Genomic DNA, 26,192 nt, shown 5'->3' with positions numbered 1-26,192 from the left:
ATAATTAGCAATAAAAAAAGACGCAAAGGAACTGCGCCATGCAGGATGATGATCTCTTCGCGCAATTTCTTTCTGGCGACTTAAGCGAAGGTGAGCTTAAGGCAAGCAGCGATGTTAACGAGATCGTTGCAAATAATAATGCCATCAACGTTGAACCTACGGCCGATTTCTACGACAAGTTGTGGGCGGCAATTTATTCCCAAAGCCCTTGGTTGAACTGTCTTATCAGAAACCCAGAAATTTTTGCCTCCCATCCATTGATAAAAAGACTGGCAAAGAGAAACTCGATTTCAACTGATGAAATTGTTTGCAATCTTATACAGGCAGAAATCAGAAGATTTAAGGTTAGTGAACTTTTGGATGATCTGGCTGTAAAAAAATTGAATGAAACGTGCGCCGCTATAAACGACGAGGGGAGGTTTTTTGTAGCCATCCAGAAAAATGAAGAAATCGTATTGGCATCGCAACAAGATGCTGCGCGTTTTTTCGCAACTCACCGGCATTTTATAGATGGTGAGCCAGTTAAACATTTTTCTTTGTGGATGGTATCACCTCATAGAAAAGAGTATGACGGAATTGTTTTTGAGCCAGGCAAAGATCGCGTTGTTAAAAATAAGCTAAATATTTGGAAGGGGTGGCCTGTTCAGCCGATCAAAGGGGATATTGATCCGTGGCTTGATCATGTTGAAAACGTTGTAGCAAATGGCGACAAAAAGATTGCGGATTCATTTCACGATTTTTGCGCTCACCTGGTTCAAAAACCCAATGAAAAGCCAACTTTTGCCGTTGTTTTGCTTGGGGGGAAGGGGGCAGGCAAAAGCTTAGTGGGGCAGGTGCTTGGTAGAATTGTAGGTAAAGACCATTATTTATCCATTTCGCAAAGCGCCAGGCTGATTGGCAAATTTGATGCTCAATTGGGTAATGCCCTGCTAATTCAGGCAGAGGAAGCGTTTTGGGCGGGCGATAAAGCTGGTGAAGGCGTACTGAAGGACCTCATCACGGCACCCTCAAGAAATATTGAAGCAAAGTTTCGTCAACCGAGGCAAAGTCCCTCATATTCTCGATTATTTATTACATCTAATGAATCGTGGGTTGTTCCCGCATCTATAGGGGAAAGGCGCTTTCTTGTGTGTAGGGTGTCTGATGAACGCGTTGGTGATAGCGCATATTTCCGAAAGCTTGCAGATTGGATGAATAGCGAGGGTGGATTGTCTGCCTTGATGCATTGGTTATTGAACAGGGATATATCAAAATTCAATCCGTTTGAGGCCCCAGTCATTACCTCCGATCTGATCGAGCAAATCATTGCATCGTTTAGCCCCATTCAAAGGTTCTTTTTTGAAGTTTTGAAAGAAGGAAGAAATACGTATGAGATACGTGAAAGCTTCCTGGGGACATCGCTCTCTACAATTGTTCTCGATTTTAGGAATGGTTTAACAGTGTCTTGCCAGGAAATATTTTCTGCTTATAGACACTGGGAGCGCGCTAATTCAAAAAGCCATCCAAAATCACAACATGAGTTTGGAAGATTTGTAAAAGTAGATTTGGGCTGTTATCGTGTTAAGGCAAAACCAGATCACAATCCTTATCAATGTGATACTGCTAATTCAAATTCTGCTGGGAATCAATCTAACAACTCATCAGGCATTGTGAATTGCTATCGGTTCCCTCGCCTAAGTGATGTGCGCAAGCAATTTGAGAAAAATGTATTGGGGCGGGCCTATGACTGGGAAGAAGTCAGCCCTGATTTAGGGAACACTCAATACATTGATAAGCGTGCTGTGAACAGCGGCTGAAGCTAACAGCTTAGATAAGATTTATTTAGAGGCACCGAACTGAACTGGCTCATAACTTCATATGGGGCCCAAATCGTATAGCAGAGCAGGCTCTCAATATGCCCGTGAATTTCGACACCCACCCCGGTCAACCGCACAAAACAAAAGGCTTAGTGGAACAGACTTGGCGTATGGACGCTTTTTGGTTTCGCGCGGGTTTGAAGCACCCTCCTGGGACGGGCATTCGGATTGAGTGGAAGGATGGGGAGAGGGATACGATATTGGGGCGCATTCTGGCCCTTATTGAAGCGGATAGCCGGTTGCGTCTTCGGATTGAGGGCGTGGCGGTTCTACCTATAGAGACCGAAGTTCGAGCGGTTATCGAGGGGTGCGGAATCGATCTGGCGAGACCCTGTTTTTTCTGTCCCCGCTGTCAATTGCGGGCACGGTTTCTTTACTTGTCTTGGGGGGAGTTACTTTGCCGGCGCTGTGCGAAGCTCGGCTATGCTTGCCAACGCGAGCGAGAGGGGAGGCGTGCCCTTAGACGTGCGTCTAAACTTAGAAAACTTTTGGGTGACTCGTCGACATTCGGCCCCATCCCGTTTCGGCCGATGAGGATGCATCTCAAGGCTTACCTGCGCTTGTGCCGGCAAATCCGTGAATCCGAGATGGTTTATCAAATGGAAACGGCCGTGCTGGTTAACAGGGCGGCCGAGAGCTTTGGACTTGCCGAAAAGGGATCGGCGATCACTACGCGAGGGTTGTTGCGTGATCTTCGCCGCGACATAAGGCTGCGCCGGCGGCAGGAGCGACAAGCATCCCGCCGCCAGGTGCCTCGCGCCTCGCACGTCAGGCAACGACCCTCAACTGGGGTTTAGTCTCGTGGCTTCTTATGATGCTTTCAACGAGCCACGATAGCTTTCTCAGGGCCTCGGCCTTCTCGTTTTTGTAGTCGTGGCGATCGTAGACCCCCGCAATGCCGTTGATTGCGTGGCCCAGAACGCGCTCAGCCACGTCCGACGACACCCCTGCGCGCGACATCAAGCTTCTGGCGGTTCGGCGTAGGTCGTGCAGAACCCAGGGCTCGAGCTTTACGTCGTCTGGGCTTCCGCCCCGGGTTGCCGTTTCTTCTTTGAGGGTAGCCAGCATCTTCCTATCAAGGGCGTTTTTTGCCTTGGAAAAGCCGGAAAACGGGTTTTCCCCGTCGGTCGTGAAGCAGTATGGACCGCTCTTGAGGAGGGCCCCAAAGAGAGCTGTAGCAGTCGCGGTTAAAGGCACGGTGTTGGCGCGTTTGGATTTGTAACGCTCTGCGGGGATGATCCATTCGTTTCCGACGATCTCGGACCAGCTGGCACACGCAACCTCGTCCCGACGCTGGGCCGTCAAGAGGAGTAGCCGGACAAGGGGGCCGAACAGCGTCGGTTGGGTATCCTCCGTCGCTTTCCACAACGCCCGTAATTCATCATCTGAGAGGATACGTGTTCTTGGCCCTTCCCGCGGACGGACCCGGGCCATGCCCTGGACGATAGGGGAGATGAACTTGTCGTCGCGGGTGGCGTGCCAGTTGAAGAGGCGTCTGATCTGGGCCAGAACCCGATCGGCCATGACCAGACCGTTCTTGTCCTCGATGCGGTCGAGCAGACGGGCGACGTCGGCGCGGGTAATCTCGCTAACAGGACGGTTCTTCCAAGCCGGGATGGCGTATCGCTTGAAAATCCGTTCCGTTTCCTTCCAGGAGCGGTTTTGCTTCATGGCTACGCGTTTGACGTAATCCTCGGCCAGCCGGTCGAAGGCGGTAAGGCTTTCGATCTGTTTCAGCTTTTTTGCGGCCAGCGGATCGTTGCCGGCAACAACGTCGCCAAGAATGCGGAAAGCCTCCCGACGCGCGATTTCCGGGGTCAGGGGACCGTGCTTGCCGAGGGTGATCCACTTCTGGCGGCCGCCGATGCGTATTTTGACGAAATAAGTCTTGGCTCCTGTCCGGGCCCGGACGCCAAAGCCAGGCAGCGTAGTGTCCCAGATGGTTGCTCCGGGCTGCAACTGATCGACACTTATCTTTGTGACTGTCTTGCGAGTAAGCATGTGTGTCCTCCTTGGACTTTCCGTTGCTTCCATCGGGCTACCACCGGGCTACCACCAGAGAGGAAAGCGTGGCGTAGGGTGGCGAAACCAAATGTAGGCGGGTTGGTGTTTAGTGCTAGTCGAATCAGTAAGTTGTCGTGTGTTGGCGAAAAGGATCGAAAGCTGGCGAAAACGACCCGAACTAACTCTTAATCAGCGGGTCCCAGGTTCGAGTCCTGGTGCGCCCACCACCTTTCCCGTTCCACGCGATTTTGGTTAACCCGCCCGCCGCCGGACGGACGAGGTCAATTTCATTCCGTTGGTTCCTGTGCCATACTGATCAAAAGGGCGGCGGGGCGGCGCCAGCGCGCCGTGTGCGGGGGGCCTTACGGGCGATAAGCCTCGAAGCCGGTAGCCGATGAACGATGAAGCTATCCCGATGCTCGGACAGTCGCCGTCGCGGCTGTTGGAGCTGTTGCAAGGTTGGGTCGGTAAATCGCGTCCTGAAAAAACGCATTTGCTGCTGGTGTCGATCAGCGTGCTGCCGACCACCGAGACGACACCCGAATTCTGGTCCGACTTCAATAAGGCGCTGATCCACAGCCGCGACCGCAACGACGGCGCGCTGTACGATCTCAGCGAAACCGAGCGCGCGCTGCTGTTCAAGCTGACCGAGAACCGGGAGGTCGCGCTCACCACCGACCTCCGCGTCAATCTCCTGCGCTTGATTCAGCGCCATTTCCCGGATCACTTCGGTTTGGTGGACCAGACCCGGCTTCTGCGGGTCGTCAACCTGGGCAAGCGGTTGGGCAACGCCATCGCCCTGGTCGAGCGGTTCGCGCAGGCCGAAACGGGCATGAGCGTCGCGCCCGTGCCGGCCGCGGATCCGTCGCCACAGGCCGTGGCGGCGACGGCGCTGGCGGCGGTGGCGGCCGCGCCCGTCCCGACACCGCAACCGACCAAGCTCCGCTCGCTGCACATCAACGACATCAAATTGGTCGAGGATGTCAGCCGTGAGTTGGGCGCCCGCGATTTTGCCCGCGCCTTCATCCGCGCGCAGCCGATTTCCGAAATCGCCTCCGGTCAGCCGCCGGTCCAGATCATGCGCGAATACTACGCCAGCATGGACTTGCTGCGCCGCCATGCCCTGAAAGGCGTCGAAATGCGCGGCAGCGGCAACCTGTTCAATCAGCTCACCATCCTGCTCGACCAGATTGTCTTGACGTCGTTTCGCCAGAGCAATCCCGACGGCGTGAATTGTTCGCTCAACATGAACGTGGAAAGCGTCTTCACGCGCGGGTTCGAGGAATTCCTCGATGCGACCGACGAATCGACATTCGGCAACATCCTGTTCGAATTCCGCCAAGCCAACATCATCCAGAATTTCGACGAGTTCTCGGTCGCCTGCGACCTGATCCGCTCGCACGGCGGCCGCATCGCGGTCGACGCCATGTTTCCGGAGACGGTCGGATTGGTCAATCTCAGCCGGTTGCAGGTCGAGATGGCCAAGGTCTTTTGGCGTCAGAACGCGGAAACGGTTTTGCCCGACCGCCGCGACGACGTTCACGCCTTGCAGGAGGCCGGCGTGCGCGTCGTTTTCTCGCGCGTCGACGATCAGACGGCGATCGACGTCGGCCAGGAACTGGGCGTCAGGCTCTACCAGGGGTTTTACGTCGACCGCCTGTTGACCCAGCCCGCCTAATCGGCGCTTACATGCGCCGCGGAATGTAAAGCGAGAGCGCGGCCAGCACCGCCATGGACGCGCCGCCGGTCAAAAAGACCGCGGCTAAGTCGAATGTGTTGAGCAGCATGGCGAAGACGCCCGGCGTTACGATCTGCGCCACGTGGCGGAAAGTGTTGAAGACGGTGGTCATTTCGGCGCGCTCGAGCGGATGGACCGCGCGCAGGAAAGGCGAATTCCCGACGCCGTCGATCACGCTCGCCGCCAGCGCCGCCGCGACCAGGAGATACGCGCCGATCAGCGGCTCGCCTCCGGCCGCCGCGACCGCCGCGGTGCAGACCGCAGCCCCGGCATGGCCGGCGACCAGCATCTTGCGCATTCCGTAGCGGCGCGCCATCCATCCCCAAAGAATGGTGAAAAACAGCGCGGCGCCGCCGGCCGACACGATAGTGCCGCCCGCCACTTCGCCGAGACCCGCCGCGACCGCGTAAAGCGGGGCGTAGACGAAAAACATCATCCACCATCCCGCTCGCCCCACCGCCAGCGTCCAGGCGAGACGGAGCCTGGGCTGGACGAAGAAACGCGGCACGTAGCGCAGCGGATTGGCCGGCACCACGGGCGGCCGGGGCGGCTCGTCGGTGCCGCGCATCCGGCGGAAATAGAAAAACAGGATCAAAACCGCCGCCGCGCTGGCGGCGAACGGCGCCCACGGGGCGACGTGGGCCCTGAGCGCGACCCCGAGCGCGGGGCACAGGGTCCAGCCGGTGGCGGCGGCGAAAATCCGGTTAGGTTCGAACCGGCCGAGCTCCTTGCGGCGGACGTAATCGAGAACATAGAGATTGAAGGGAATCTCGAGGCACGCGGTGCCGACGATGTGCAGCCACAATCCAAGCGCCAAGCCGGTCGCCGTTTCCGTCGCCAGCAGGGCGGCGGCAATAAGGTTCGCCCCGGCGCCGAGCGCGACCACGCCGCGCCGACGGATATGGCGGATCAGCCAGGGGATGGCGAAGCTGAACAGAAGCCCGAAGCAGCTCGCGCCGAAATAAAGCACGCTGACGTTGCGGGCATTGCCCAGGATGTCGAGCGCCTGCAGCGGAATGACCGCGATCAGCAGGGTGCGCCCGACGGCCTCGAGAAAGAAGAGGGCGAGAAACGCGGCCGGGCCGGGCCGGGAGAGGGATTCGAGCAGGCGAAGCATGGCGGGCGGGTCGATCTCGGAGAAGGTATTGTAGCAGTCCTGGCGTCCATCGGCGCGTGCGATGACGGGCTTGAGCGGAGGGACCCTTGCTGCGATGCTGCCGCCCGGGGGACGACGAAAATGGATTCAACCCGCGGCCCGATCATTGGCGTTTCCCGGCGCAGCCTGTTGGCTTTTCCGCTTCTTGCCGCTTGCCCATGGCGCGCGGCCGTTGCGGCCGAGCCGGCGATGGGCGACGACGGGCTCTACAAGCAGGACTGGTTTGTCCAGTCGTTTCTCGAACTGGCGGAGGACCTCGCCGAGGCCACGGCCAAGAAGAAGCGATTGGTCTTACTCTGGGAACAGCGCGGCTGCCCCTACTGCTTTGATCTGCACCGGATCAATCTCGCCGACGCCAAGACCGCCGCCTACATCAAGGAGCGCTTCGCCGTCATCCAGCTCAATCTATGGGGCGACCGCGAGGTAACGGACTTCGACGGCGAAAAGCTGCGCGAGAAGGACTTCGCGCGCAAATACCGGATCAATTTCACGCCCACTCTGCAGTTTTTCCCCGAAACAGTGGACGAGATCAAAGGCAAGAAGGGCGCGGACGCCGAGGTGGCGCGCATGCCCGGCTATTTCCGTCCGTTCCACTTCATCAGCATGTTCGAGTACGTCCACGAAAAGCGCTACGCCCACCAGGACTTCCAGCGTTATATCGTCGAAAAATCCGCAGCGCGGCGGGAAGGCGGAGAAAAGAAAAATTAGAATTATCTAATATATCTATAGTTTCGATAATCCTACACTATCAATAAACTACTTTTTCCGGTGATAGTGCGATGCAATATAAGAAATAATAGACTCCTAATATTCGATTGTAGTAAGGGAGTACTTTCAATGCGGCCTTTGGCGCGGTCTATGGACCGAGCCATCGCACGTCGCCAAGACAAACGCCAACGCTCGGCCCTCATCGTATCAAGTTTCGGGAGAACACACATGCATCCATTCCACTTTGCCCTTCGCCGCCGCTCGGTCCTCGGGCTGGCGTCGCGTCTCGCCGGCGTGGCCGCGGTCGCGGGCCTGTTCGGCGCCGGCCTCGCCCTGCCGTTTCCGGCCGCGTCCGCGGTCGGCAAGCCCGAGCCGGAAGAAAAGATCGACGCCACCCTCAAGCGGCTGTTCGGCGACCGCAAGATTCAGGACGGGGCGTCGCTGATGAAGCTCGACACCCAGCTGATCGCCGAGAACGGTTCGCTGGTGCCGGTCAAGCTCGAGATCAACGTCGATCCGACCTCGCAAAAGTACGTCAAGGCGGTCTACTTCATCGCCGATAAGAACCGCCGGCCGATGTCCGCCAAGTTCAATTTTTCGCCCGCATTGGGCCGTCCGACGGTCGAAACCAACGTCCGTCTCGGCGAAACCACGCAATTCCGCGCGATCGCGGAAATGAGCGACGGCTCGCTCTTCGAAGTGAAGAACGAGATCAAGGTGACCGTCGGCGGCTGCGGCGGCTGAATTCCGAATTCGTTTCGGCTGAACACGGGCGGGAGCGGCAACGCTCCCGCCGCACACGGTGAAACTTTCAGGTGGGAGTAACAATCATGGCGGAAGTTCGCATTCGCGTCCCGAAAACCATCAAGCAGGGAGAGATCATTACGGTTCGCGCCTTGGTGCCGCATCCGATGGAAATCATCCAGCGCGGCGCGGACGGCAAGACGGTGGACAAGGTCTATAACTTCATCCACACCGCGCGCGTCACGTTTGACGGCCAAGAGCTGATGAACGCGCAATTGACGCAGTCGATCAGCGCCAATCCGGTGCTGGCGTTCAAGATGAAGGCGGACAAGCCGGGCAAGCTCGAAATCGCGTTCGAGGACACCACCGGCCAGAAACACGTCGGCTCGGTCGATATCAAGTTCGGCGGCTGATCGCCGCTTCGTTGACGTCGTCAAATAACGAGGGCCGGACAACGGCCCCGCCAAGAAACACAATCAAGGGAGGCTCATTATGATTCCGAATACGAAGCGTTTTGTCATTGCCGGCGTCTTCGTCGCCGGCGCCTTCGGCTTGGCGTCGTGCGCGGACGTGCTGTATCCGCCGGTCAAGTGGGAATCGAAGGCGCTGCCGGAGGCCCAAGGCAAGGTCGAGATCAAGGACGGCAAGCCCCAGCACGTCCGCTACAAGGAAGGACCGTTTTCCGGCGTAAGGCCGGACTTCAGCCAATTCCGCACCCAGGCTTACGACGATCATCGTCCTGAACCGGCGATCCGGAAAGTCGCCATGCCCAAGGACTTGAAAGGCAATGCCGCCGAAGGCCGGAAGATTTACATGAACCGGGGGCTCGGCCCCTGCACCGGTTGCCATCTCATTCGCGGCGACGACGTATGGCCCGCGGGCAATATCGGCCCCGACCATCAGAAGCTCGGCGACGCCGGTTATTCCGACGACGAGCTCTATCAGATGATCTACGACATTCGGGCGGTGTATCCCGAATCGATCATGCCGCCGTGGGGCTCGGCCGGGATTCTCACGCCGCAGCAGATCGTCCACGTGGTCGAATTCCTCAAGACCCAGAAGGGCGACCTGCCGCCGGAAAAAGATCCGCAGCGCGACCCCAACACCCGGGCCAAGCCGGTGGGCTTCGGCGATCCGCTCGATCCCACCAACAACCCGGCGCTGCTCGCCGCCGAATCGGCGGAAAAGGACTGGGCCAGGAAAGGCCCGAAAGGCAAGGCGTGCGCCGATTGCCACCAGGGCGGCGTCGAAAAGGCGATGAAGGGTGTGGCGACGCGCTATCCCCGATATGTCGGGGAATACCGGCGGATAATGGCGATGGAGGACTTCCTCCAATCGCACAGCCCCGCCACTACCGGCATCGACATGCCCTCCCAAAGCGACATCAATCTCAACATGAGCATGCTGGTGAAGCTGCAATCGAACGGCATGCCGCTCAATCTCGACTTGACCAGCCTTGAATCCCGCGCGGCGTTGAAGCGCGGCGAGGCGACCTTCAACAAGCGCTCCGGCCAGCGCAACCATGCCTGCGCCGACTGCCATTTGGAGGAGCCGGGCAAGGGCGGCAACAAGTTCCTGGGCGGCCGTCTGCTGGCGACGCTGGAATCGGGAATGATGAACCACTTCCCGCTCTGGCGTACCAACTTCACCAAGGTGTGGGATCCGCGCAAGCGCTTCCAGTGGTGCATGACGCCGCTCGGCATGAACTACCTCGCCGCCGATTCGGTCGAGTACGCGGAGCTGGAGTTCTACCTGTCCTCCTTCGGCCAGGGCAAACCGCTGACCGCGCCCGGCATCCGGCACTAAGCCCGGTTCCGGGGTGACGTTCAACGCCGCCGCCCCCGCGAGGGGGCGGCGGTCGCGCGAGAGACGCAAGAGATCACAACAGCGTGAACCGTTTTTTCGGGAGTGGGAAACGATGGAAGTAACGCGCCGAGATTTCATGGCCCTGGCGGCGATCGCCGCGAGTTCCGGTCTGATGCCGCGCGCAACCCTGGCCCAGGCGATCAGCCCGGAGCGGCTGCTCGACTTCGAATCGCTCGGCAACGTCACGTTGCTGCACATGACCGATAGCCACGCGACCCTGCTGCCGGTCCACTACCGCGAACCGGACACCCTGCTTCCGGTCGGCGACGAAGCGGGAAAGCCGCCCTTCGTCACCGGCGAGGCGGCCCTTAAATACTACGGTTTTGCCAAGGGTTCCCTCGACGCGCACGCCTTCACCCATATCGATTTTGCGGAATTGGCGCGGCGCTACGGCAAGATGGGCGGCTACGCCCATATCGCCACGCTGGTCAAGCGCATCCGCGCCGAGCGTCCCGGCAAGGTTCTCTTCTGCGACGGCGGCGACACCCTGCAGGGCTCGGCCACCAGCACCTGGAGCGAAGGTCGCGACATGGTCGACGCGATCAATCTGCTCGACGTCGATCTCTTCTCGCCCCATTGGGAATTCACCTTCGGCATCGACAAGGTCAAGGAATACTTCGGCGACTTGGAAAAACGCGGCCTGTTCAAAGGCGAGTTCCTCGCCCACAACGTCCAGGACGTGATCTGGAAGGAACCGGTCTTCAAGCCTTACGCGATCCGCCAGGTCGGCGGCGTCGCGGTCGGGGTCATCGGCCAGGCGTTCCCCTACACGCCGATCTCGCACCCGCGCAAATTCGTGCCCGATCTCACCTTCGGCATCCAGGAAGAGCAGCTCCAGCGCTACATCGACGAACTGCGTGACGAGAAGAAGGTCGATCTGGTTGTGCTGCTCAGCCACAACGGCTTTTCGGTCGACATCAAACTCGCTAGCCGGGTCAAGGGCCTCGATGTCATTCTCGGCGGCCACACCCACGACGCGATCCCGCGCGCGCTCCAGGTCGGCAAGACCCTGGTGCTGCAATCGGGCGCGCACAGCAAGTATCTCAGCCGGCTCGATCTCGACGTGCGCGACAAGAAAATCCAAGCCCATCGCTTCAAGTTGATCCCGGTGCTCGCCAGCCATATTCCGGCCGACCCCGATATGGCCGCATTGATCCAAAAAATCCGCGCGCCGCACGAAAAGAAGCTCTCCGAAGTGCTGGCGGTTTCCGAGAGCGTTCTCTACCGGCGCGGCAACTTCAACGGCACCTTCGACGAAGTGGTGCTGGACGCGCTGCTCAAGCACTACGACGCCGAGGTCGCCTTCTCGCCTGGCTTCCGCTGGGGTGTTTCGCTGGTACCCGGCCAGCCGATCACCTACGAGGACGCTTTCACCCACACCGCGCTGAGTTATCCCAACACCTGGACACGCGAGCTGACCGGAGCGGAGATCAAGACGATCATGGAAGATGTCGCCGATAACCTGTTCAACGACGACCCCTATTACCGCCAGGGCGGCGACATGGTGCGCGTCGGCGGCGTCGGCTATACCATCGATCCGAAAAAGAAGATCGGCCAGCGCATCGCCGACCTCACCGTCGGCGGCAAGCCGATGGACCTGAACAAGAAGTACAAGGCGACCGGATGGGCCAGCGTCAACGACGTGGATGGACCTCCCGCCTACGACGTGGTCGCCAATTACCTGCGCTCGGTGAAGCGGGTCAAGATCGCCCCCGTGTCGCGCGTCAAGGTCGTCTGAGCGATGACGGTTCTTCGCGTATCCTTGAGCCGCCGCCGCGTGGTCCGCGGTCTCGGCGCGCTTGCCCTCGGCGGCGCGTTGCCGGCGCCCGCCTTATGGGCGCAGGCGCCGGTCGATCGGCCGAAGGGTCCGCGCGTGGTGATCGTCGGCGGCGGATTCGGAGGCGCGGCGACGGCGGCCGAATTGCGCCGGCTCGCCCCCGCAATCGAAACGATCCTGATCGAGCCGAATGAAACGTTCCTGCCGGGTTCGTCGGCGCTGGAAGTGGCGTTCGGCCTGCGCCCGGTCGATGCCGCGGGCCGTTCATACGCCGGGCTCGCGAAGCTCGGCACGCGCGTGATCAAGGCCGAGGCCCAGGCCATCGATCCGGCGCGTAGGACGGTTGTCACCACCGCCGGAACCTTCGAATACACGGCCGTGGTGCTGGCGACCGGCGTCCGCCTCGCGCCCGAGGCGGTGGAAGGGCTCGTCGCGGCGAAGGACAACCTGACGCCGTGGAATCGCGCCCATCTGCCCGAATTGCGGCGGCGGATCGAGAATCTTTCCGGCGGCACGGCGGTCATCGGCGTGCCGGTCGGCGCGCTCAAGTGCCCGCCGGCGCCTTACGAATTCGCCCTGCTGCTGGCCGGGCACCTGCAAAAGAGGGGCGACGGCCGGATCGTGCTGATCGACTCCTGGCCGACCCCGCAGCCCGCCTCGGTCGCGGCCGGTTTCCAGGCGGCGATCGACGCCTTCGCCGGTCGGATCGAATACGTGCCGCAGGCGCGCATCCAGCGGGTAGACGCGGCCGCGCGCAAGGTGCTGACCGCCGACGGCGACGAATTCGCCTACGATCTTCTATCGTTGATTCCGCCCAACCGGGCCTGGGGCGCGATCACGGAACTGGGCCTGGCGATGGCAGGGGACGCCTTCGTCGATGTCGATCCGCTGACCCAACGAAGCCGCAAGGTCGATACCCTTTATGCGGTCGGCGACGCGGCGCGCAACCCGTTCGGCAAGAACGGCGGTGCGGCCTGGGATACGGGCCGGCTCGCCGCCCGCGCCATCGTCCGCGCCCTCGGCCTGGCGCGGGGCGCCGACCCGGAGGTCCGCGTGCGGGTCGCCTGCTATCCGTTGGCGGCGCCCGACCGGGCGCTCGCCATCGAAACCGATTTCACGTTGACCGCCGGCGCCGGCGCTGGCGCCGAGGCGGCCATCGACATGAAACCGTCGGGCGATCCGGTCCCGGGCGCGGGCAACCTCGCCAAGCGCCGGGCGTGGGAAGCCGAGATTTTCAAATCCGCCTTCACCGCTTAAGAAACGCCCTCATGCTGAGCTTGTCGAAGCATGAGGGCACTCTTCGGCCTCGTCTTTCGACAGGCTCAGGACGAGAGTGTTCCGCGCCTATTCGACGGCGATGTTGAGGAAGGTGGCGTTGAGCCGCCCCATCGCCAGCAGCAGCTGGAACACGGCGACCCGTTCTTCGTAGGTCGCGCCGGTGAGGTTGATCTGGGCGTTGTTGACCTCGTTTTCGGCGTCGAGAACGCTGATCACCGTTTCGCGCCCCGCCTCGCGCAGTGCGCGCCGGGAATCGAACACTTCGGAGGCGATGTTGACCGCATTTTCGAGGAGTTCCAGGCGTTCGCGCGCGGTCAGCACCGCCTGCCAGGCGATGCGGGTCTGTTCCATCACCTTGTTGACGGCGTGGCGATGGGCATCGCGGACGGCGGCGTATTCGTAGGCGGTTTGCGCCTGGCCGGAACGGGTGGCGAAGCCACTGAACAAATCCCACGTCGCCTGCAGTACCAGCGAATAATCGCGCCGGGTACCCAGCGTGGTGTTGCGGTTGTGCTCGTAGTTGCTCTTGCCGACGATGTCGACCACCGGATAAAGCTCGGCGGCGATCAGGGAGCGCTTTTCGCGGGCCAGCTCGACGTTGTTGCCGCTGTTGGCGAGCGACGGGTTTTCCGAAGTGGCGATTTCGATCGCCTGTTCCAGGCTGCTCGGCACGATTTCCGCCGGCACGCGCGGATCGGTCATGGTCTCGATCGGCGGCGGGCGGTTGAAAGCCTGGGTGTACTTGGAAATCGCGTCTTGTAGCGCGCCCTCGAAGTTGACCCGCTTTTCCTTGGCGATCTGCAACCGCGACTTGGCCTGCAGGACGTCGACGGTGATGCCGGTGCCGCGCTGCACGCGTTCGTCCTCCAGTTCCAGCTGCTGCTGGATGGTTGCTTCGGTCTCGCGCGCGATTTCGATCAGGCGCTTCTGCTTGAGCACGTCGACGTAGGCCTGGATTGCCTCGAACAGCACCTGTTGGGTCGTGCCGCGCAGCGTCACCTCGGTCAGCGCCTTGTTGATCGCGGCGGTGCGCAGCTGGGTGGTGGTGAGAAATCCGTTGAACACGTTCTGGGTCACCGTCACGCCGCCGATGATGTGGGTGCGGGCGACGTCGCTGCCGGATTCGCTCGCGCGCGTGGTGGGCGAATCGACGACTTCCGGGCCGGTGTCGCCGGTGACGGTGATCCGCGGGAACATCGGTCCGCGCGCGCGCTCGATGCCGTAGCGGGCGGCTTCGATGTTCTTGATCGCGCCCTGGATCTGCGGGTGATCGACCAGGATCGAGGCGAGTTCCTTTTCGAGCGGGTTGGCGTCCGCGCCCCCGGACCAGAGCAACGATCCGGCGGCGATTATCGTGGCTATAGGGCGAATCATAATTCTCGCGTCCTTCCCCTAAGGGCGACACCAGATATAGTAGGCCGAAAGCCGATGCGACGGAAGGGGGCGTTTACGAAAGGCCAAGCAATGGATCGGGCGGCAGATCGAGCTTGCGCCCGACCGCGTCCGCGATGGCGAGGCACGCGGTCAGCCCCGGCGAATCGATTCCGAACAGGTTGATCAGGCCGGGAACGCCGGTGGTCTCGGGCCCCGCGATCACCCAGTCTCGCTCGGGCTGGCCGGCCGGAGCCAGCTTCGGGCGTACACCGGCGTAACCCGGCTGCAACGCCCCGTCGGGAAGCCCCGGCCAATAGCGCCGGATGGCCGGGTAATATTTGTCGGCGCGGGCGGGATCGACATCGTAGTTCGGCTCCGCGACCCATTCGAGATCGGGTCCGAAACGGGCGCGCCCGGCGAGGTCGAGGGTGACATGTACCCCGAGCCAGCCGGAGGTCCCCGGTACCGGGTAAATCAGGTGCCGGAAGGGCGAGCGGCCCGCGAGGGTGAAATAGCTACCCTTGCCGCAATGGAGCGGCGGGATCGCGTCCGCGCGCGCGCCGCGGATGGACTGCGCGATTGCCTGCGCGCCGAGCCCGGCGCAATTGACGACCGTGCGGGCCAGCACCCGGACCGACGTCGCGCCGCCGACCTCGAGGTCGATGCCGTCCCCGCGCGCTTCGCCGCCCGTGACCGGGCTGTTGAATGCGACCATCGCGCCGCGCGTTTCGGCGTCGCCCTGCAGCGCGAGCATCAGTCCGTGGCTGTCGACGATGCCGGAGGAGGGCGAAAAGAGCGCCGCCCGGCAGCGGAGCTGCGGTTCGAGCGCGCGCGCCTCGGCCGCCTCCAGCCGTTTCAAATCCCCGACGCCGTTGGCGGCGGCCCTGGCGCGGATCGCGTCCAGCCCGGCGACTTCCGCTTCCTCGACCGCGACCAGGAGCTTGCCGGTACGGCGATGGCCGACGCCGTGTTCGGCGCAGTAGCGATAGAGCGCCCGCTTGCCCGGAACGCAGAGGCGCGCGCGAAGCGAATCCTTGGCATAATAAATGCCGGCGTGAATGACCTCGGAATTGCGCGAACTGGTCACGGTGCCGATGGCGTCGGCGGCTTCCAGCACCACCACCTCGCGTCCTTCTTGGGCGAGGTGCCGGGCGACCGCGAGCCCGATCACGCCCGCGCCGATCACCGCCGTGTCGATGGTATCCATCGGGTTCCGTTATTCGGCCGCTTGTACGGTACGCTCCGCCGTCGGCGTGCCGTAAAGGGTCGTGCGTTGGCGAGGCGCACGGCCCATGCGCCGGATCAGGGCGTCCATGGCTTCGGGCGGCATTTCCTGGCCGAAGACCGCGCCCGCCGCGCGGGTGATGTTTTCGTTCATCAATATTCCGCCCAGATCGTTGGCGCCCGACTCAAGCGCGACGGCTGCGCCCTCGGGCCCCATCTTGACCCACGAGGTCTGGATGTTGCCGATCCAGGGATGAAGCGCGAGCCGCGCGACCGCATGCATCAGCACCGCCTCGCGGAAACTGGGCCCCCGGCGGGCGCGGCCTTGGCGGAAGATCGGCGCTTCCATCGGCACGAACGGCAGCGGCACGAACTCGGTGAAGCCGCCGGTTTCGCGTTGCAGGTCGCGGATGCGGAGCAGATGACGCGCCCAGTGCTCGGGCGCGTCGACGTGGCCGAACATGATGGTGGCGGTGGTTTTCAGTCCGACGGCGTGCGCCGCCGCGACGATCTCGAGCCAGCGCCCGCTACGGATTTTGTCGGGGCAAAGGGTCGCACGCACCTCGTCGTCGAGGATTTCGGCCGCGGTGCCGGGCAGCGACCCGAGCCCCGCGCGCTTCAATTCGGCCAGGAACTCGGCGGCAGAAAGACCGAGAGTCTCGGCGCCGTGATGGATTTCGAGCGGCGAAAAGGCGTGCACATGGATCGCGGGTGCCGCCCGCTTGGCGGCGGCGAGGATGGCGAAATAGGTATGGCCGTCGTAATCGGGATGAATGCCGCCTTGCAGGCAAACCTCGGTCGCGCCGCGCGCCCAGGCTTCCGCCGTCCGCGCCGCGATCTCGGACGCGGGCAGGAGGTATGCGGGATCGCGCGCGGCGTCCTTGCCGCGCCCCTTGGAAAAGGCGCAGAACGCGCAGCGGTAAGAACAGATGTTGGTGTAGTTGATGTTGCGGTTGACCACGTAGCTGACGGCGTCGCCCGCCGCTTCGCGCCGAAGCATGTCGGCTTGGCGCCGCACGAAGGCGAAATCGGCCCCGCGCGCGGCGAACAGCGCGCGAATTTCGGTTTCGGCGAGAAGCTTGCCGTCGCGCGCCCGCGCGGTGACGGCGGCCAAGCCCGAGGGTCCCAATCCGGGAGCGGATAGTGACGGCGGCACGCGCGTTTGGCCCGCGATCCAGTCCCCGCTCGCGAGCCCATCGGCATCGGCGAGGCGCAGCACCGCCGGACGCATGGCCGGATCGAGCCAATCGTCCTCCGCGCGCTGAAACGCGGGCCGGACGGCGAGGCGCGCGGCCAAAGTCTTGCCGGCAGCGGCCGTGCGCGCTTCCAATTCGCGCACTTCCGGCCACGGCGCTTCCGGGTTGACGTGGTCGGGGGTTACCGGCGACACGCCGCCCCAGTCGTCGATTCCGGCCGCGATCAGGTCTTCGAGCACGCCTGGGCTCAGGTTCGGCGGCGCCTGCACGCTCATGGACGCATCGAAAATGAGACGGCTCAACGCGATCGCGCGCAGGTGCGCATCGCCGTCGGCGTGGGGCGTATCGGCCATGCGGGTGCCCGGCTTGGCGCGGAAATTCTGGATGATGATCTCCTGGACATGGCCGAAGGACTCGTGGACGCGGCGGATGGCGAGCAGGGTCTCGATCCGCTCGGCTTCGGTCTCGCCGATGCCGACCAGAATCCCGGTGGTGAACGGCACACGCGCCCGCCCCGCCGCCTCCAGAGTCGCGAGCCGCGCGGCCGGCACCTTGTCGGGCGAGCCGAAATGCGGGCCACCTTTGGCGGCGAGGCGCTCGGCGAGGCTTTCCATCATCACGCCCATGGACGCGGAAACGGGCTTCAGGTTCCGGCAATCGTTCTCGCTCATGACGCCGGGATTGAGGTGCGGCAACAGTCCGGTTTCGTCGCGGACGAGCCTAGCCATGGCGGCGAGGTAGGCGAGCGTGCTCGGATACCCGAGCGCCTCAAGCGCATCGCGCGCTGCGTCCCAGCGCGCTTCCGGCTTGTCGCCGAGCGTGAACAGCGCCTCGCGGCAGCCGGCCGACACGCCCGCTTTTGCGATCGCCAGAACTTCGTCAGGCGTCAGGTAGGGCGGGACTTCGCGCGGGGAGCGCGCGAAGGTGCAATAGGCGCAAACGTCGCGGCAAAGCTTGGTGAGCGGGATGAACACCTTGGGCGAATAGGTGACGAGGCTGCCGTGGCCGAGGTCACGGCGCGCGCGCGCGGCTGCGAGCAACGAGGCGGTGTTGATATGGGCGAGTGCGGCGATCTCGCCGTCAGCGAGCCGGGCGCCCTCGGCGGCGCGCTGGAGAAGTTCGCTCATGGCGTGGCCTTCTCCTTGAGTCTGCGCGCGACGCCGAGCCGGTGCAGGAGTCCAAGGGTGCGCGAGGTGCCGGCGCGGGCGAGGTAAAGGGCGACGTCCTCGGGCCGGTCGAGGTCGAGGGCGAGGCCGGGCCGCTCGACGACGACGACCGACAATCCGGCGGCGCGGGCGTTTGCGGCGTGGCGGGCGCAGCTTCCGAGCCCGAACGCGAACGGTATTTTCGCGTCCGGGCGCAGCCGGAGCGCGTTGGTGCCGCCGTCGCGGGCGGGCGCGAGCACGACATGGGCGTTTTCGGCCGCCAACGCGGCGATGTCGTCGGGCATGGCGCCCGGCACGTCGGCGGGCAGGACGAGAAGGGCGCGTTCGGCATGCGACCCGCGCGCCCAGGCCGCGGCCGCCTCCAGGCTGGCGTTGAGTCCCCCTTCCGGTGTGTCGGGCAGCGCGAGCGCCCCGAAATCGGAGGCCACCCGCGCCGCGTCGGCGTCGTCGGTGATGACCGCGATTCCCTCGACCGACGGCGCGCGCGACAGACATTCGATCACGTCTTCCAGCATCGCCCGCGCGAGCGCCGCGCGTTCCCCGGCGTCGAGCAGGGGTGAAAGGCGCCGCTTGGCGTCCGTCAGCGCGCGAACCGGAACCAGGGCGAACATGGGGGCGGGCGTCACGCGCGGATCTCCTCGGCGAAGGCGAGCACGTCGCCCGCCAGTGTGGCGCGATCGGCGTCGCTCCGCATCACCGTTTTGGCGATTCGCACCCGAGGGCCGCGGATCGCCCGGGCGGCGTCCCGGTCGGCCTCGTCGATCACCAGGCCGTCGATCAGCCCGGCGTAATGCTCGGCGATCCAGGCAATGCCCGGCGCGCCGCCCATCTCGGCGATCATCTTGGCCGCCGGCCCCTTGACCGCGTGCCCCCCGACCAGGGGCGACACGGCGATCACGGGAGCCGTGCAAGCTTGAATCGCTTTGCTCACACCCGGCAATGCCAAAATCGGCGCGACGCTGACGAACGGATTCGACGGCCCGATCACCACCGCGCGCAGGCTCGGATCGGCGAGAAGCGCCATCAATCGCGGCAGCGGCCGGGCGGCGTCGGCGCCGATGAAGCGGAAACCCTTGACCCGCGGTTCGCAATGCCGGCGCACGAAATAGTCCTGAAAGGAAAGCGTACCCGTGTCGGTTTCGACCACGGTCGCCACCCGGTCGTCGGTCATGGGCAGGATTTCGGACGCGATCTCGAAGATGCGGGCGGCCTCCGCCGTGATCGTCGACAGCGTCCGCCCCTCGGCCAGCGCGCGGGTGCGGAAGACGTGCAGCGCCAAATCCTTGTCGCCGAGCCTGAACCAGGTTTCGCCGCCAAGCTTCGCCAGCGCCGCCATGAACGACCAGGTTTCGTCCGAGCGCCCCCAGCCTTGCTCCGCGTTCTCGAGGCCGGCCAAGGTGTAAAGCACCGTGTCAAGGTCGGGGCAGATGGCGAGCCCGAGGTGCATGAAATCGTCGGCGGTGTTGACGGCAACCGAAAGCAGCGCCGGATCGGGAAGTGCCTGGGCGAGCCCGCGCGCCAAGCGCGCGCCGCCGACGCCACCGGAAAGAAGCAACACGCGTCCTGAAGGAAGGGGCGGGGTCATGAGGTCAGCGGAACAGATCGAGGGCCGGATCGCGGATCAGCGCGCGCGCCGGTTTCTCCGGGCCGGCGAGCGCGAGCCCGCGCAGGATCACCACCGGGATTCCTTCGTCCGCCGCGCCCATCAACAGCGACGCGGCGGCCGCGATTTCGTCGGCGAGCGCGATTTCGGTCACCCGCAAGGGTCTGCCGAACAAGTCGGGCGTGCCGCGCTTGTCGAGCAGCGCCGGGATGCCGGCGGCGCCGAGGGCGACGCCGATCACGCCGTTGCGCCAGGGACGGCCGAAGCTGTCGGTGACGACGACGCCGAGCTTCGCGCCCGCGCGCGCCGCCAAATCGGTTTTCAGCTGCCGCGCGGATTCGTCCGGATCGCCGGGCAGCAGCAATGCCATGTCCTCGCCTTCCACGTTCGATTGCCCCACATTGGATTGATCCACGCCCGCATTGGCCATGACGAAGCCGAGCCGGTGCTCGACGATCAGCACGTTGGGCGCTTCGCGCACCACCCGCCGCGATTCGGAAAGGATGACTTCCACCAGGCGCGCGTCCTTGCCGACCCGGGCCGCGATCTCGCGCGCGCGGGGGGACGGCGTCACGGTTTTGAGATCGACCGTCCGCCCTTCCGCCTTGGAGACGATTTTCTGCGCGATGGCGACCACGTCGCCGTCGGCGAGGCGCACGTTTTCCCGCGCGCATGCGGCCCCGATCAGGAGGGCCAGGTCGTCGCCCGCGCGCACCCTGGGCAGGCCGGGAAGGGCGATCAGGGTGACGGCCACGCCGACAGCCTCCCGTTACAATGCGGTTCCGTCCGCTTTCTGGCCGACCAGCCGGATGCCGGCGCCGTCCACCTTGTAGAGTCGGTTGACGGTGATCAGCACCGAGGTCAGCGCCTCGGCCGCGGCCGAATTGGCGAGCGGCCCGCCGTGAAAGGCGCGCAGGCCCGCCGCCTTCACCACCGCGATCGCTTCGTCGCGCACCGCCGCGTCGTCGCCGAACACCAGCACGTCGCAGGCGATCTCGCCCTCGGCCTGGAGCTTGGCGGCGGAGACGTTGTGAAACGCGCTCGCCACCCGCGCGCCCGCGTCGATGAGTTTCCTGGTCTTGAGCGCGGCCGAGCCTTCCGGCGGCAGCTGCACGGTGCCGACCTTGGGCGGCACCAGCGGCACGGTGGTGTCGATGACGAGCTTGCCCGCGCAATGGGGCGAAACGGCGGCAAGCGTGTCGGCCTGGCTCGCGAACGGCACGGCGAGGATGACGATGGCGGCCTGGCGCGCCGCGTCGGCCTGGCCCGCGCCGCGCGCGCCCGGAATGTCGCGGGCGGCGGCTTCCGCCTTGGCCGGATCGCGCGAGCCGATAACGACCGGGTGGCCGGCGCGCGCGAGGCGCTTGGCGAGCCCGGAGCCGAGCGCCCCGGTGCCGCCGATCACGGCGATAATGGATTTCTCAGCCAAGCGGCATCTCGGGTAGCGGCAGGACGCGGACCCCGGCGGCGACCAGGGCGTCGCGCGCCGCCTTGCCCACGGCCGCCGAGGTCGGCTCGTCGCCGTGGATGCAGAGCGAATCGATGCGGCGCTTGATCTTCTTGCCCGAGCGCGCGGTGACTTCGCCGTCGAGCACCATGCGCACCACACGCTCGGCCGCCACCTTCGGATCGCGGATCACCGAGCCCTCGATCTTGCGCGAGGTCAGGTTGCCGTCGTCCTCGTAGGTGCGGTCGACGAAGCCCTCGCGCGCGTACTTGAGGCCGACTTTTTCGGCGGCTTTTTCCATCACCGAGCCCGACAGCAGCACGTAGATGAGCGAGGGATCGACCGTCTTGATGCCGCGGCCGATGGCGAGCGCGTAGTCCTCGTTCTCGGAGGCCATGTTGTAGAGCGCGCCGTGCGGCTTGACGTGGGTGACTTTGGTCCCGGCGTAGTGGGCGATCCCCTGCAGCGCGCCGACCTGGTAGGCGACCATGTATTCGAGGTCGGCCGGCTTCATGTCGATGCGCCGCCGCCCGAAGCCCCACAGGTCGTTGAAGCCGGGGTGGGCGCCGATGCTGACGCCGTGCTTTTTCGCGTCGAGGACCAGGCCGTGCATCACGGTCGGATCGCCGGCGTGGAAGCCGCAGGCGATGTTGGCGGAATTGACGATGGAGAGCAGCAGGTCGTCGTTGCCGATGTCGTAGGCGCCGAAGCCTTCGCCCATGTCGGCGTTGAGGTTGATCGCGGGGGCCATGTGAAAATTCCTTGCCGGGGATGCACAGGATAATTGCCCGGAAAACTTTTATCAAGTATAGAACAACATCGTCTCTTTATCGTTTGCGGTCAACGGGGTTTGGAACCGTGCCCAAAGCCGAAAGCGCAACCGGGAAGGACTACCCGAGGTTCCGGCCCCAGGGCGACGCCGCCCTGGTGGTGGAATTCGGCGATCGCATCGACCGCGCCGTCAGCGAGAAGGTCTACGACCTGGCCGACGCCATCGCCGCCGCCGCCATTCCCGGCGTCGCCGAAACGGTGCCGTCGTTCCGCTCGCTGCTGGTCTTTTACGACCCGCTCATTCTCGATTTCGCCGCCGCCGTCGTCAAGGTGCGCGCCCTGATCGGCGCGGGCGCGGCCCGCCACCGCAAGGTGCGCCGCGTCCACATGCCCGCCTGCTACGACGAGGAATTCGGCCCCGACCTCGCCGAGGCCGCCCAGATCGCCGGGCTTTCGCGCGAGGACGCCGCGCGCCTCCACGCCTCGGTCGACTACCACGTCTACATGCTCGGCTTCCTGCCCGGCTTCGCCTACATGGGCGACGTGCCGGACCCGCTCAACCTGCCGCGCCGCAAGACGCCGCGCGTCAAGGTGCCGGCGCGCTCGCTCGCCATCGCCATCGGCCAGACCGGCATCTATCCGCTCGAAAGCCCGGGCGGCTGGTGGCTGATCGGGCAGGTGCCGGTGGAACTCTGCGACATGGCAAAATCGCCGCCCGCGCTGCTGGCGCCCGGCGACCTGGTCCGCTTCTGCCCCGTCGACCGCGCGACGTTTGATGCGATCCGCGCCGAGTGGACGTCCGGGCGCGGCACGGTGGAGATCGAGGACAACATCGTCGTCACCCCCGCGAAAGCGGGGGTCCAGGTGGATTCCCGCTTGCGCGGGAATGACGCTCGGGAAGGCGGGGGCTCCTCATGACCGCCCTCCTCGTCAAGCAACCGGGCATCCACACCACGGTCCAGGATCGCGGCCGCTTTGGATTCCAAGCGCAAGGCGTGCCCGTTTCCGGCGCGCTCGATCCCGTCATGCTGCGGCTCGCCAATGCCCTCGTCGGCAATGCGCCTTACGAGGCCGGGCTCGAAATCCTGCTTTCGGGCCCGTCGCTGGAGGTGGAGGGCGCGAGTGTCCGGGTCGCCCTCGCGGCCCTCGGCGGTACCCTCGCGATCGAGGGAGAATCGACGCGGACGTTTCCGCCGTGGCGCAGCGTGACGGCGAAGAAGGGCGAACGCATCGTCGTCAAGGGCACCGGCGGGCCGGTCTGCGCCTACTTGGCGTTCGAGGGCGGATTCGACCTTCCGCCCGTGCTCGGCAGCCTTTCCACCTACGCGCGCGGAAAATTCGGCGGCTTCAAGGGTCGCGCCCTGCAGGCGGGCGACGCGCTCCCCTTGAAGCGCGCACAGGCCTCCGAACGGGGCGAAGCGGCGCTGGCCGATCCGCCGCGGGAAGACAAGACCCCGCTCCGAATCGTTCCCGGCCCGCAGGACGATTTGTTCAAGCCCGAAGCCCTCGGCATTCTCTGTTCCTCCACCTACACGGTCGCGCGCAATTCCGACCGCATGGGTCTCCGCTTCGAGGGCGCGGAGCTGCCGCACGCGAAGGGCCACGACATTCTTTCCGACGGCATTGCCTCGGGTACGCTCCAGGTGCCGGGCGACCGCCGCCCGGTGCTGCTGATCGCCGACCGCCAGACCTCGGGCGGTTACCCGAAGATTGCGACCGTGTGCAGCGCCGACCTGCCGCGCGCCGGGCGCCTGAAGCCGGGCGACGCGGTGCGCTTCGCCGCGGTCACGGTGGAAGACGCGCAAAAGTTGGCCCGCGCCGAGGCCGCGCGGATCGAGCGCCTCGCCGCCGATCTCGTTTCGGCGGGCGCGGGCGACATGGACCTCGCCCAGCTCTACGCCGCCAACCTGGTCAGCGGCGCGGTCAGCGGCGCGGAAGGAGACTGAGATGAGCGCAACAAAAGTCCGTGTCACCCCGCGCGGTCGCCCCGGTAGGGGCGCGTTCCAACAAACGCGAAAGCGATCCAAAAAAAACGACTCCCTTTCCCGCGCCTTCGGGCGGAGCCGGGTGCCGCTCTATATCCAGCTCGCCGGGCTGCTGCGCCGCAAGATCGAGGACGGCGCTTACGCGCCGGGCCAGCGGCTCCCCACCCTCGAAGGACTCGAGCGCGAATTCCGGGTCGCGCGCGTCACTGTGCGCCTCGCGGTCGAACTGCTGCAGAAGGAAGGCCTGGTCTGGAGCCAGCAGGGCAAGGGCACCTTCGTCGCGCGCGAGGTGCCGGAGCGGCGCTGGCTCCGGCTCGCGACCGACCTCGACTCCCTCTGCCGGATCATCGCCGTCAACGTGCCGAAGTTCGTGCACGTCGCCGATCCGCCGGCCGAACCGCGCCTCGGCCCCGGCGAGGGCCGCCCCGCGCCCGCCGGGTATCGCTACCTGCGGAGCGTCCAGTACCGGGACGGCGAGCCGTTCGCCGTGGTCTCGGTCCACCTCGACCGCGCCGTCTACGACCGCGCGCCGGAAGATTTCCGCGCCCACACGGCGCTGCCCATCCTGGTGCGCGAAGCGCGCGGACGGATCGCCGCCGCCTCCAACACCGTCACCATCGGCGGCGCCGACCCGGAGGTCGCCGAATACCTGCGCGTGCCCTTGAACGCGCCCACCGCCCAGGTGCGCTGCGTCGTCACCGACCGCGACGGCACGGCCATCTACGTCGCCGAAATGGCCTATCGCGGCGACTGCGCGCGCCTCGATATCGATTTGCTGGCGGAAAAGGGGTAAGCGCGCAGTGATCCGACGGCGGTTCCGTCGCGCTCAATCAATCGCACGCCGGCATAGAGAAGCAAATTCTCGACGGTCCGAAACGCGAGAGCATAGGCGCCCGCGGGATTGACAAAGCGGACGCGCGCGGGCGTTCTCAGGAGCGGACAAGAAACGCGGCACTCGTATTCCAGGTCCGATATTTTCGTCGGCGTCCCGATGCGTACCTCGAAACGGAATGCCCTGCCGTCGACGTCCCTGGCGCGGAAGATTTTGCGGAACGGCTTGGGTGTCGATCCGCGCGTTCGGGGCGGCGCCAACGCCGATTCCGGAGAACGTCGGTTATCGGCGAAATACGGAAGCCGGGGCGGGCACGGAATTTCGTCGGCATTTTCTCCGCGTCCCGTGAAACGGAGGCCGGAAACGACCATGATTTCCCGCAGCGCGCGAAAGGCGAGAAAGCGCGCTTCCGCCGCCGTCGCCGCTCGGATATGGAAGGGTTTCTTCAGGGCCGAGCAATACGCGCGGCATTCGTGCCGGCCGTCGGACAGCCGCCGTGGCGCACCGACATCGATCAGGAAACGGACGCGCGCGCCGTCGGCCCGGCGGGCGAACAAGGTCTTTCGATACCGCGTGTTAGCCCGCCGTCCGTTCGCGGCGACGCGCCGCCCGCCGCCCGCGTGTCGGCCCCTCGCCGGGGGCTGGGGCGGGCACGTCCATTCCATGGCGCGGCCGTTTCGATCGAGAAGGGCGAAGTCCCGCGTGATGTCCTTCACGAAGCGGAAGGCCAATGCATACGCGTGTTCGGGGTCCGAGGAACGGATTCGGGTCGGGGCTCGGAGCGGCGGGCAGGATACCCGGCAGACGAATTCCCGCGCGGACAGCTTCTTCGGAGCGCCGACGACGATCGGAAACGGCTCCAGCGAACCGTCGGCTCCCCTGACGTACAATGTCTCGCGGTATGGGTTCATCGATCACCAATCGCCCGTGTTCAGAGGCGGCATCGGACGTCCGTATCGGCAAGCGGTGTAGCGCTCCGCCGCCGACGCCCGGCAACGCCCCCCGGCCGCCGGTCCCTTTGTTTCCGACACTTGTCCGCAAATCGCGGAATCGACCGCATAGAGCCGTTCACAATCCTTCTCGGGGCGAGGTCCTCGGCCTCGTCCGCCGCGACCGCCCCTGAACGCTTCCTCCAGGGTATCGAGCCACGACGGCAGGCCACTACCGGAACCGGTATCCGGATGGTCGTCAATATCGGAGCGATGGGAGCCGGTTGCAAGGAGCCGGTTGAGGGTGCGTTCGGTCGGACCACCCGCAAGCATGAGGCCGTCGACTTTCAGGGCATGGTCTTTCTGGAAGGCTTCGATGCCGTCGAACAATTGGTTGTCGGGAAAGGGGTCTAGGGTCCGGACTCAATTGGCCCACCATACTACGGCGGCGGCCAAGAACACGCCGGAGAGGAAGACGTCGGCGCGTTTGTCGTAACGGGTGGCGATCCGCCGGAAGTCCTTGAGACGACAGAACATG

General features: G+C 64.3%; 24 protein-coding genes. 11 read left to right on the top strand and 13 right to left on the bottom strand.

Annotated elements, in window-relative coordinates; all coding sequences use genetic code 11:
• The first annotated feature begins 38 nt into the window (after positions 1–38).
• On the top strand, positions 39–1,796 hold the full coding sequence (locus FJ311_10060) for a hypothetical protein (GenBank protein ID MBM3951786.1): 1,758 nt from the start codon (positions 39–41) through the stop codon (positions 1,794–1,796).
• 828 nt (positions 1,797–2,624) lie between these two features.
• Here FJ311_10060 and FJ311_10055 read toward each other — a convergent pair.
• Positions 2,625–3,890: a DUF4102 domain-containing protein gene (locus tag FJ311_10055; protein ID MBM3951785.1), complete on the bottom strand. Its 1,266-nt coding sequence runs from the start codon at positions 3,888–3,890 to the stop codon at positions 2,625–2,627.
• A 364-nt stretch (positions 3,891–4,254) separates the two neighbouring features.
• Here FJ311_10055 and FJ311_10050 point away from each other — a divergent pair, with 364 nt between their 5' ends.
• On the top strand, positions 4,255–5,538 hold the full coding sequence (locus FJ311_10050; GenBank protein ID MBM3951784.1) for an EAL domain-containing protein: 1,284 nt from the start codon (positions 4,255–4,257) through the stop codon (positions 5,536–5,538).
• Between the two features lie 7 nt (positions 5,539–5,545).
• Here the strand turns inward: FJ311_10050 and FJ311_10045 are convergent, their stop codons facing one another.
• Positions 5,546–6,715, bottom strand: coding sequence for an MFS transporter (locus tag FJ311_10045; protein MBM3951783.1), 1,170 nt, complete (start codon positions 6,713–6,715; stop codon positions 5,546–5,548).
• A 120-nt stretch (positions 6,716–6,835) separates the two neighbouring features.
• Here FJ311_10045 and FJ311_10040 point away from each other — a divergent pair, with 120 nt between their 5' ends.
• The 6 genes from FJ311_10040 (at position 6,836) to FJ311_10015 (ending at position 13,106) form a co-directional block, all read left to right on the top strand.
• Positions 6,836–7,462, top strand: coding sequence for a thioredoxin (locus tag FJ311_10040; GenBank protein MBM3951782.1), 627 nt, complete (start codon positions 6,836–6,838; stop codon positions 7,460–7,462).
• Between the two features lie 129 nt (positions 7,463–7,591).
• Entirely contained in the window at positions 7,592–8,206 is a 615-nt protein-coding gene (locus FJ311_10035; GenBank protein MBM3951781.1) for a hypothetical protein, read from the top strand.
• 86 nt (positions 8,207–8,292) lie between these two features.
• Positions 8,293–8,619 (top strand): thiosulfate oxidation carrier complex protein SoxZ, encoded by a 327-nt coding sequence (locus tag FJ311_10030; GenBank protein ID MBM3951780.1) that lies wholly within the window; start codon positions 8,293–8,295, stop codon positions 8,617–8,619.
• Positions 8,620–8,698: 79 nt separating this feature from the next.
• A complete protein-coding gene (gene soxA, locus FJ311_10025; protein ID MBM3951779.1) occupies positions 8,699–10,012 on the top strand; it encodes a sulfur oxidation c-type cytochrome SoxA in 1,314 nt (437 codons plus the stop codon).
• A 112-nt stretch (positions 10,013–10,124) separates the two neighbouring features.
• Positions 10,125–11,810, top strand: coding sequence for a thiosulfohydrolase SoxB (gene soxB, locus FJ311_10020; protein ID MBM3951778.1), 1,686 nt, complete (start codon positions 10,125–10,127; stop codon positions 11,808–11,810).
• Between the two features lie 3 nt (positions 11,811–11,813).
• The gene (locus FJ311_10015) at positions 11,814–13,106 is read left to right on the top strand and encodes an NAD(P)/FAD-dependent oxidoreductase (GenBank protein MBM3951777.1); all 1,293 of its coding nucleotides are present in this window, start codon (positions 11,814–11,816) and stop codon (positions 13,104–13,106) included.
• 87 nt (positions 13,107–13,193) lie between these two features.
• On the opposite strand, the gene FJ311_10010 is transcribed toward FJ311_10015, so the two are convergent.
• The 8 genes from FJ311_10010 to pxpA form a co-directional block, all read right to left on the bottom strand.
• Positions 13,194–14,501 carry a hypothetical protein gene (locus FJ311_10010; protein ID MBM3951776.1) on the bottom strand — a complete coding sequence of 436 codons (1,308 nt, stop codon included), beginning with the start codon at positions 14,499–14,501 and terminating at the stop codon, positions 13,194–13,196.
• Between the two features lie 73 nt (positions 14,502–14,574).
• Positions 14,575–15,708 (bottom strand): NAD(P)/FAD-dependent oxidoreductase, encoded by a 1,134-nt coding sequence (locus FJ311_10005; GenBank protein MBM3951775.1) that lies wholly within the window; start codon positions 15,706–15,708, stop codon positions 14,575–14,577.
• A 9-nt stretch (positions 15,709–15,717) separates the two neighbouring features.
• Positions 15,718–18,048, bottom strand: a complete 2,331-nt coding sequence (gene cofH / locus FJ311_10000) for a 7,8-didemethyl-8-hydroxy-5-deazariboflavin synthase subunit CofH (protein ID MBM3951774.1) — start codon at positions 18,046–18,048, stop codon at positions 15,718–15,720.
• Complete coding sequence (gene cofC / locus FJ311_09995) at positions 18,045–18,713, bottom strand: 2-phospho-L-lactate guanylyltransferase (protein ID MBM3951773.1); 669 nt, start codon at positions 18,711–18,713, stop codon at positions 18,045–18,047. The genes cofH and cofC overlap by 4 nt, the downstream gene beginning before the upstream one ends.
• Positions 18,710–19,672, bottom strand: a complete 963-nt coding sequence (locus FJ311_09990; protein MBM3951772.1) for a 2-phospho-L-lactate transferase — start codon at positions 19,670–19,672, stop codon at positions 18,710–18,712. Before FJ311_09990 ends, cofC begins: the two co-directional genes overlap by 4 nt.
• A 4-nt stretch (positions 19,673–19,676) precedes the next feature.
• Positions 19,677–20,444: a coenzyme F420-0:L-glutamate ligase gene (cofE, locus tag FJ311_09985; protein MBM3951771.1), complete on the bottom strand. Its 768-nt coding sequence runs from the start codon at positions 20,442–20,444 to the stop codon at positions 19,677–19,679.
• A 15-nt stretch (positions 20,445–20,459) separates the two neighbouring features.
• Positions 20,460–21,119 carry an NADPH-dependent F420 reductase gene (npdG, locus tag FJ311_09980; protein ID MBM3951770.1) on the bottom strand — a complete coding sequence of 220 codons (660 nt, stop codon included), beginning with the start codon at positions 21,117–21,119 and terminating at the stop codon, positions 20,460–20,462.
• Positions 21,112–21,888, bottom strand: a complete 777-nt coding sequence (pxpA, locus tag FJ311_09975; protein MBM3951769.1) for a 5-oxoprolinase subunit PxpA — start codon at positions 21,886–21,888, stop codon at positions 21,112–21,114. The genes npdG and pxpA overlap by 8 nt, the downstream gene beginning before the upstream one ends.
• A 20-nt stretch (positions 21,889–21,908) precedes the next feature.
• On the opposite strand from pxpA, the gene pxpB reads away from it, so the two are divergent.
• From pxpB to FJ311_09960, 3 genes are read left to right on the top strand one after another with little or no spacing between them, the layout of a single operon-like run.
• The gene (gene pxpB, locus FJ311_09970; GenBank protein ID MBM3951768.1) at positions 21,909–22,826 is read left to right on the top strand and encodes a 5-oxoprolinase subunit PxpB; all 918 of its coding nucleotides are present in this window, start codon (positions 21,909–21,911) and stop codon (positions 22,824–22,826) included.
• Positions 22,823–23,854, top strand: a complete 1,032-nt coding sequence (locus FJ311_09965; GenBank protein MBM3951767.1) for a biotin-dependent carboxyltransferase family protein — start codon at positions 22,823–22,825, stop codon at positions 23,852–23,854. Before pxpB ends, FJ311_09965 begins: the two co-directional genes overlap by 4 nt.
• 1 nt (position 23,855) lies before the next feature.
• The gene (locus FJ311_09960; protein MBM3951766.1) at positions 23,856–24,686 is read left to right on the top strand and encodes a GntR family transcriptional regulator; all 831 of its coding nucleotides are present in this window, start codon (positions 23,856–23,858) and stop codon (positions 24,684–24,686) included.
• Here the strand turns inward: FJ311_09960 and FJ311_09955 are convergent.
• The 3 genes from FJ311_09955 to FJ311_09945 form a co-directional block, all read right to left on the bottom strand.
• Positions 24,632–25,636, bottom strand: a complete 1,005-nt coding sequence (locus tag FJ311_09955; GenBank protein ID MBM3951765.1) for a hypothetical protein — start codon at positions 25,634–25,636, stop codon at positions 24,632–24,634. The two genes, FJ311_09960 and FJ311_09955, sit on opposite strands and share 55 nt — an antisense overlap.
• A gap of 3 nt (positions 25,637–25,639) precedes the next feature.
• A complete protein-coding gene (locus tag FJ311_09950) occupies positions 25,640–26,044 on the bottom strand; it encodes a peptidoglycan-binding protein (GenBank protein ID MBM3951764.1) in 405 nt (134 codons plus the stop codon).
• A 33-nt stretch (positions 26,045–26,077) separates the two neighbouring features.
• Positions 26,078–26,192: IS5/IS1182 family transposase (locus FJ311_09945; GenBank protein MBM3951763.1), on the bottom strand; the 115-nt coding region annotated here is incomplete at its 5' end.

Source organism: Rhodospirillales bacterium (assembly GCA_016872535.1).
Classification (GTDB): Bacteria; Pseudomonadota; Alphaproteobacteria; order Rhodospirillales; family 2-12-FULL-67-15; genus 2-12-FULL-67-15.
Note: the sequence above shows the minus strand (reverse complement) of the source record. Positions and strands in the feature narration are given on the sequence as shown.

What these genes read in the sequence shown, in the direction of transcription:
- FJ311_10060 (MBM3951786.1), top strand. Translation starts at nt 39, where the DNA reads ATGCAGGATGATGATCTCTTCGCGCAATTTCTTTCTGGCGACTTAAGC.
- FJ311_10055 (MBM3951785.1), bottom strand. Translation starts at nt 3,890, where the DNA reads ATGGAAGCAACGGAAAGTCCAAGGAGGACACACATGCTTACTCGCAAG.
- FJ311_10050 (MBM3951784.1), top strand. Translation starts at nt 4,255, where the DNA reads ATGAACGATGAAGCTATCCCGATGCTCGGACAGTCGCCGTCGCGGCTG.
- FJ311_10045 (MBM3951783.1), bottom strand. Translation starts at nt 6,715, where the DNA reads ATGCTTCGCCTGCTCGAATCCCTCTCCCGGCCCGGCCCGGCCGCGTTT.
- FJ311_10040 (MBM3951782.1), top strand. Translation starts at nt 6,836, where the DNA reads ATGGATTCAACCCGCGGCCCGATCATTGGCGTTTCCCGGCGCAGCCTG.
- FJ311_10035 (MBM3951781.1), top strand. Translation starts at nt 7,592, where the DNA reads ATGCGGCCTTTGGCGCGGTCTATGGACCGAGCCATCGCACGTCGCCAA.
- FJ311_10030 (MBM3951780.1), top strand. Translation starts at nt 8,293, where the DNA reads ATGGCGGAAGTTCGCATTCGCGTCCCGAAAACCATCAAGCAGGGAGAG.
- soxA (MBM3951779.1), top strand. Translation starts at nt 8,699, where the DNA reads ATGATTCCGAATACGAAGCGTTTTGTCATTGCCGGCGTCTTCGTCGCC.
- soxB (MBM3951778.1), top strand. Translation starts at nt 10,125, where the DNA reads ATGGAAGTAACGCGCCGAGATTTCATGGCCCTGGCGGCGATCGCCGCG.
- FJ311_10015 (MBM3951777.1), top strand. Translation starts at nt 11,814, where the DNA reads ATGACGGTTCTTCGCGTATCCTTGAGCCGCCGCCGCGTGGTCCGCGGT.
- FJ311_10010 (MBM3951776.1), bottom strand. Translation starts at nt 14,501, where the DNA reads ATGATTCGCCCTATAGCCACGATAATCGCCGCCGGATCGTTGCTCTGG.
- FJ311_10005 (MBM3951775.1), bottom strand. Translation starts at nt 15,708, where the DNA reads ATGGATACCATCGACACGGCGGTGATCGGCGCGGGCGTGATCGGGCTC.
- cofH (MBM3951774.1), bottom strand. Translation starts at nt 18,048, where the DNA reads ATGAGCGAACTTCTCCAGCGCGCCGCCGAGGGCGCCCGGCTCGCTGAC.
- FJ311_09990 (MBM3951772.1), bottom strand. Translation starts at nt 19,672, where the DNA reads ATGACCCCGCCCCTTCCTTCAGGACGCGTGTTGCTTCTTTCCGGTGGC.
- pxpA (MBM3951769.1), bottom strand. Translation starts at nt 21,888, where the DNA reads ATGGCCCCCGCGATCAACCTCAACGCCGACATGGGCGAAGGCTTCGGC.
- pxpB (MBM3951768.1), top strand. Translation starts at nt 21,909, where the DNA reads ATGCACAGGATAATTGCCCGGAAAACTTTTATCAAGTATAGAACAACA.
- FJ311_09965 (MBM3951767.1), top strand. Translation starts at nt 22,823, where the DNA reads ATGACCGCCCTCCTCGTCAAGCAACCGGGCATCCACACCACGGTCCAG.
- FJ311_09960 (MBM3951766.1), top strand. Translation starts at nt 23,856, where the DNA reads ATGAGCGCAACAAAAGTCCGTGTCACCCCGCGCGGTCGCCCCGGTAGG.
- FJ311_09955 (MBM3951765.1), bottom strand. Translation starts at nt 25,636, where the DNA reads ATGAACCCATACCGCGAGACATTGTACGTCAGGGGAGCCGACGGTTCG.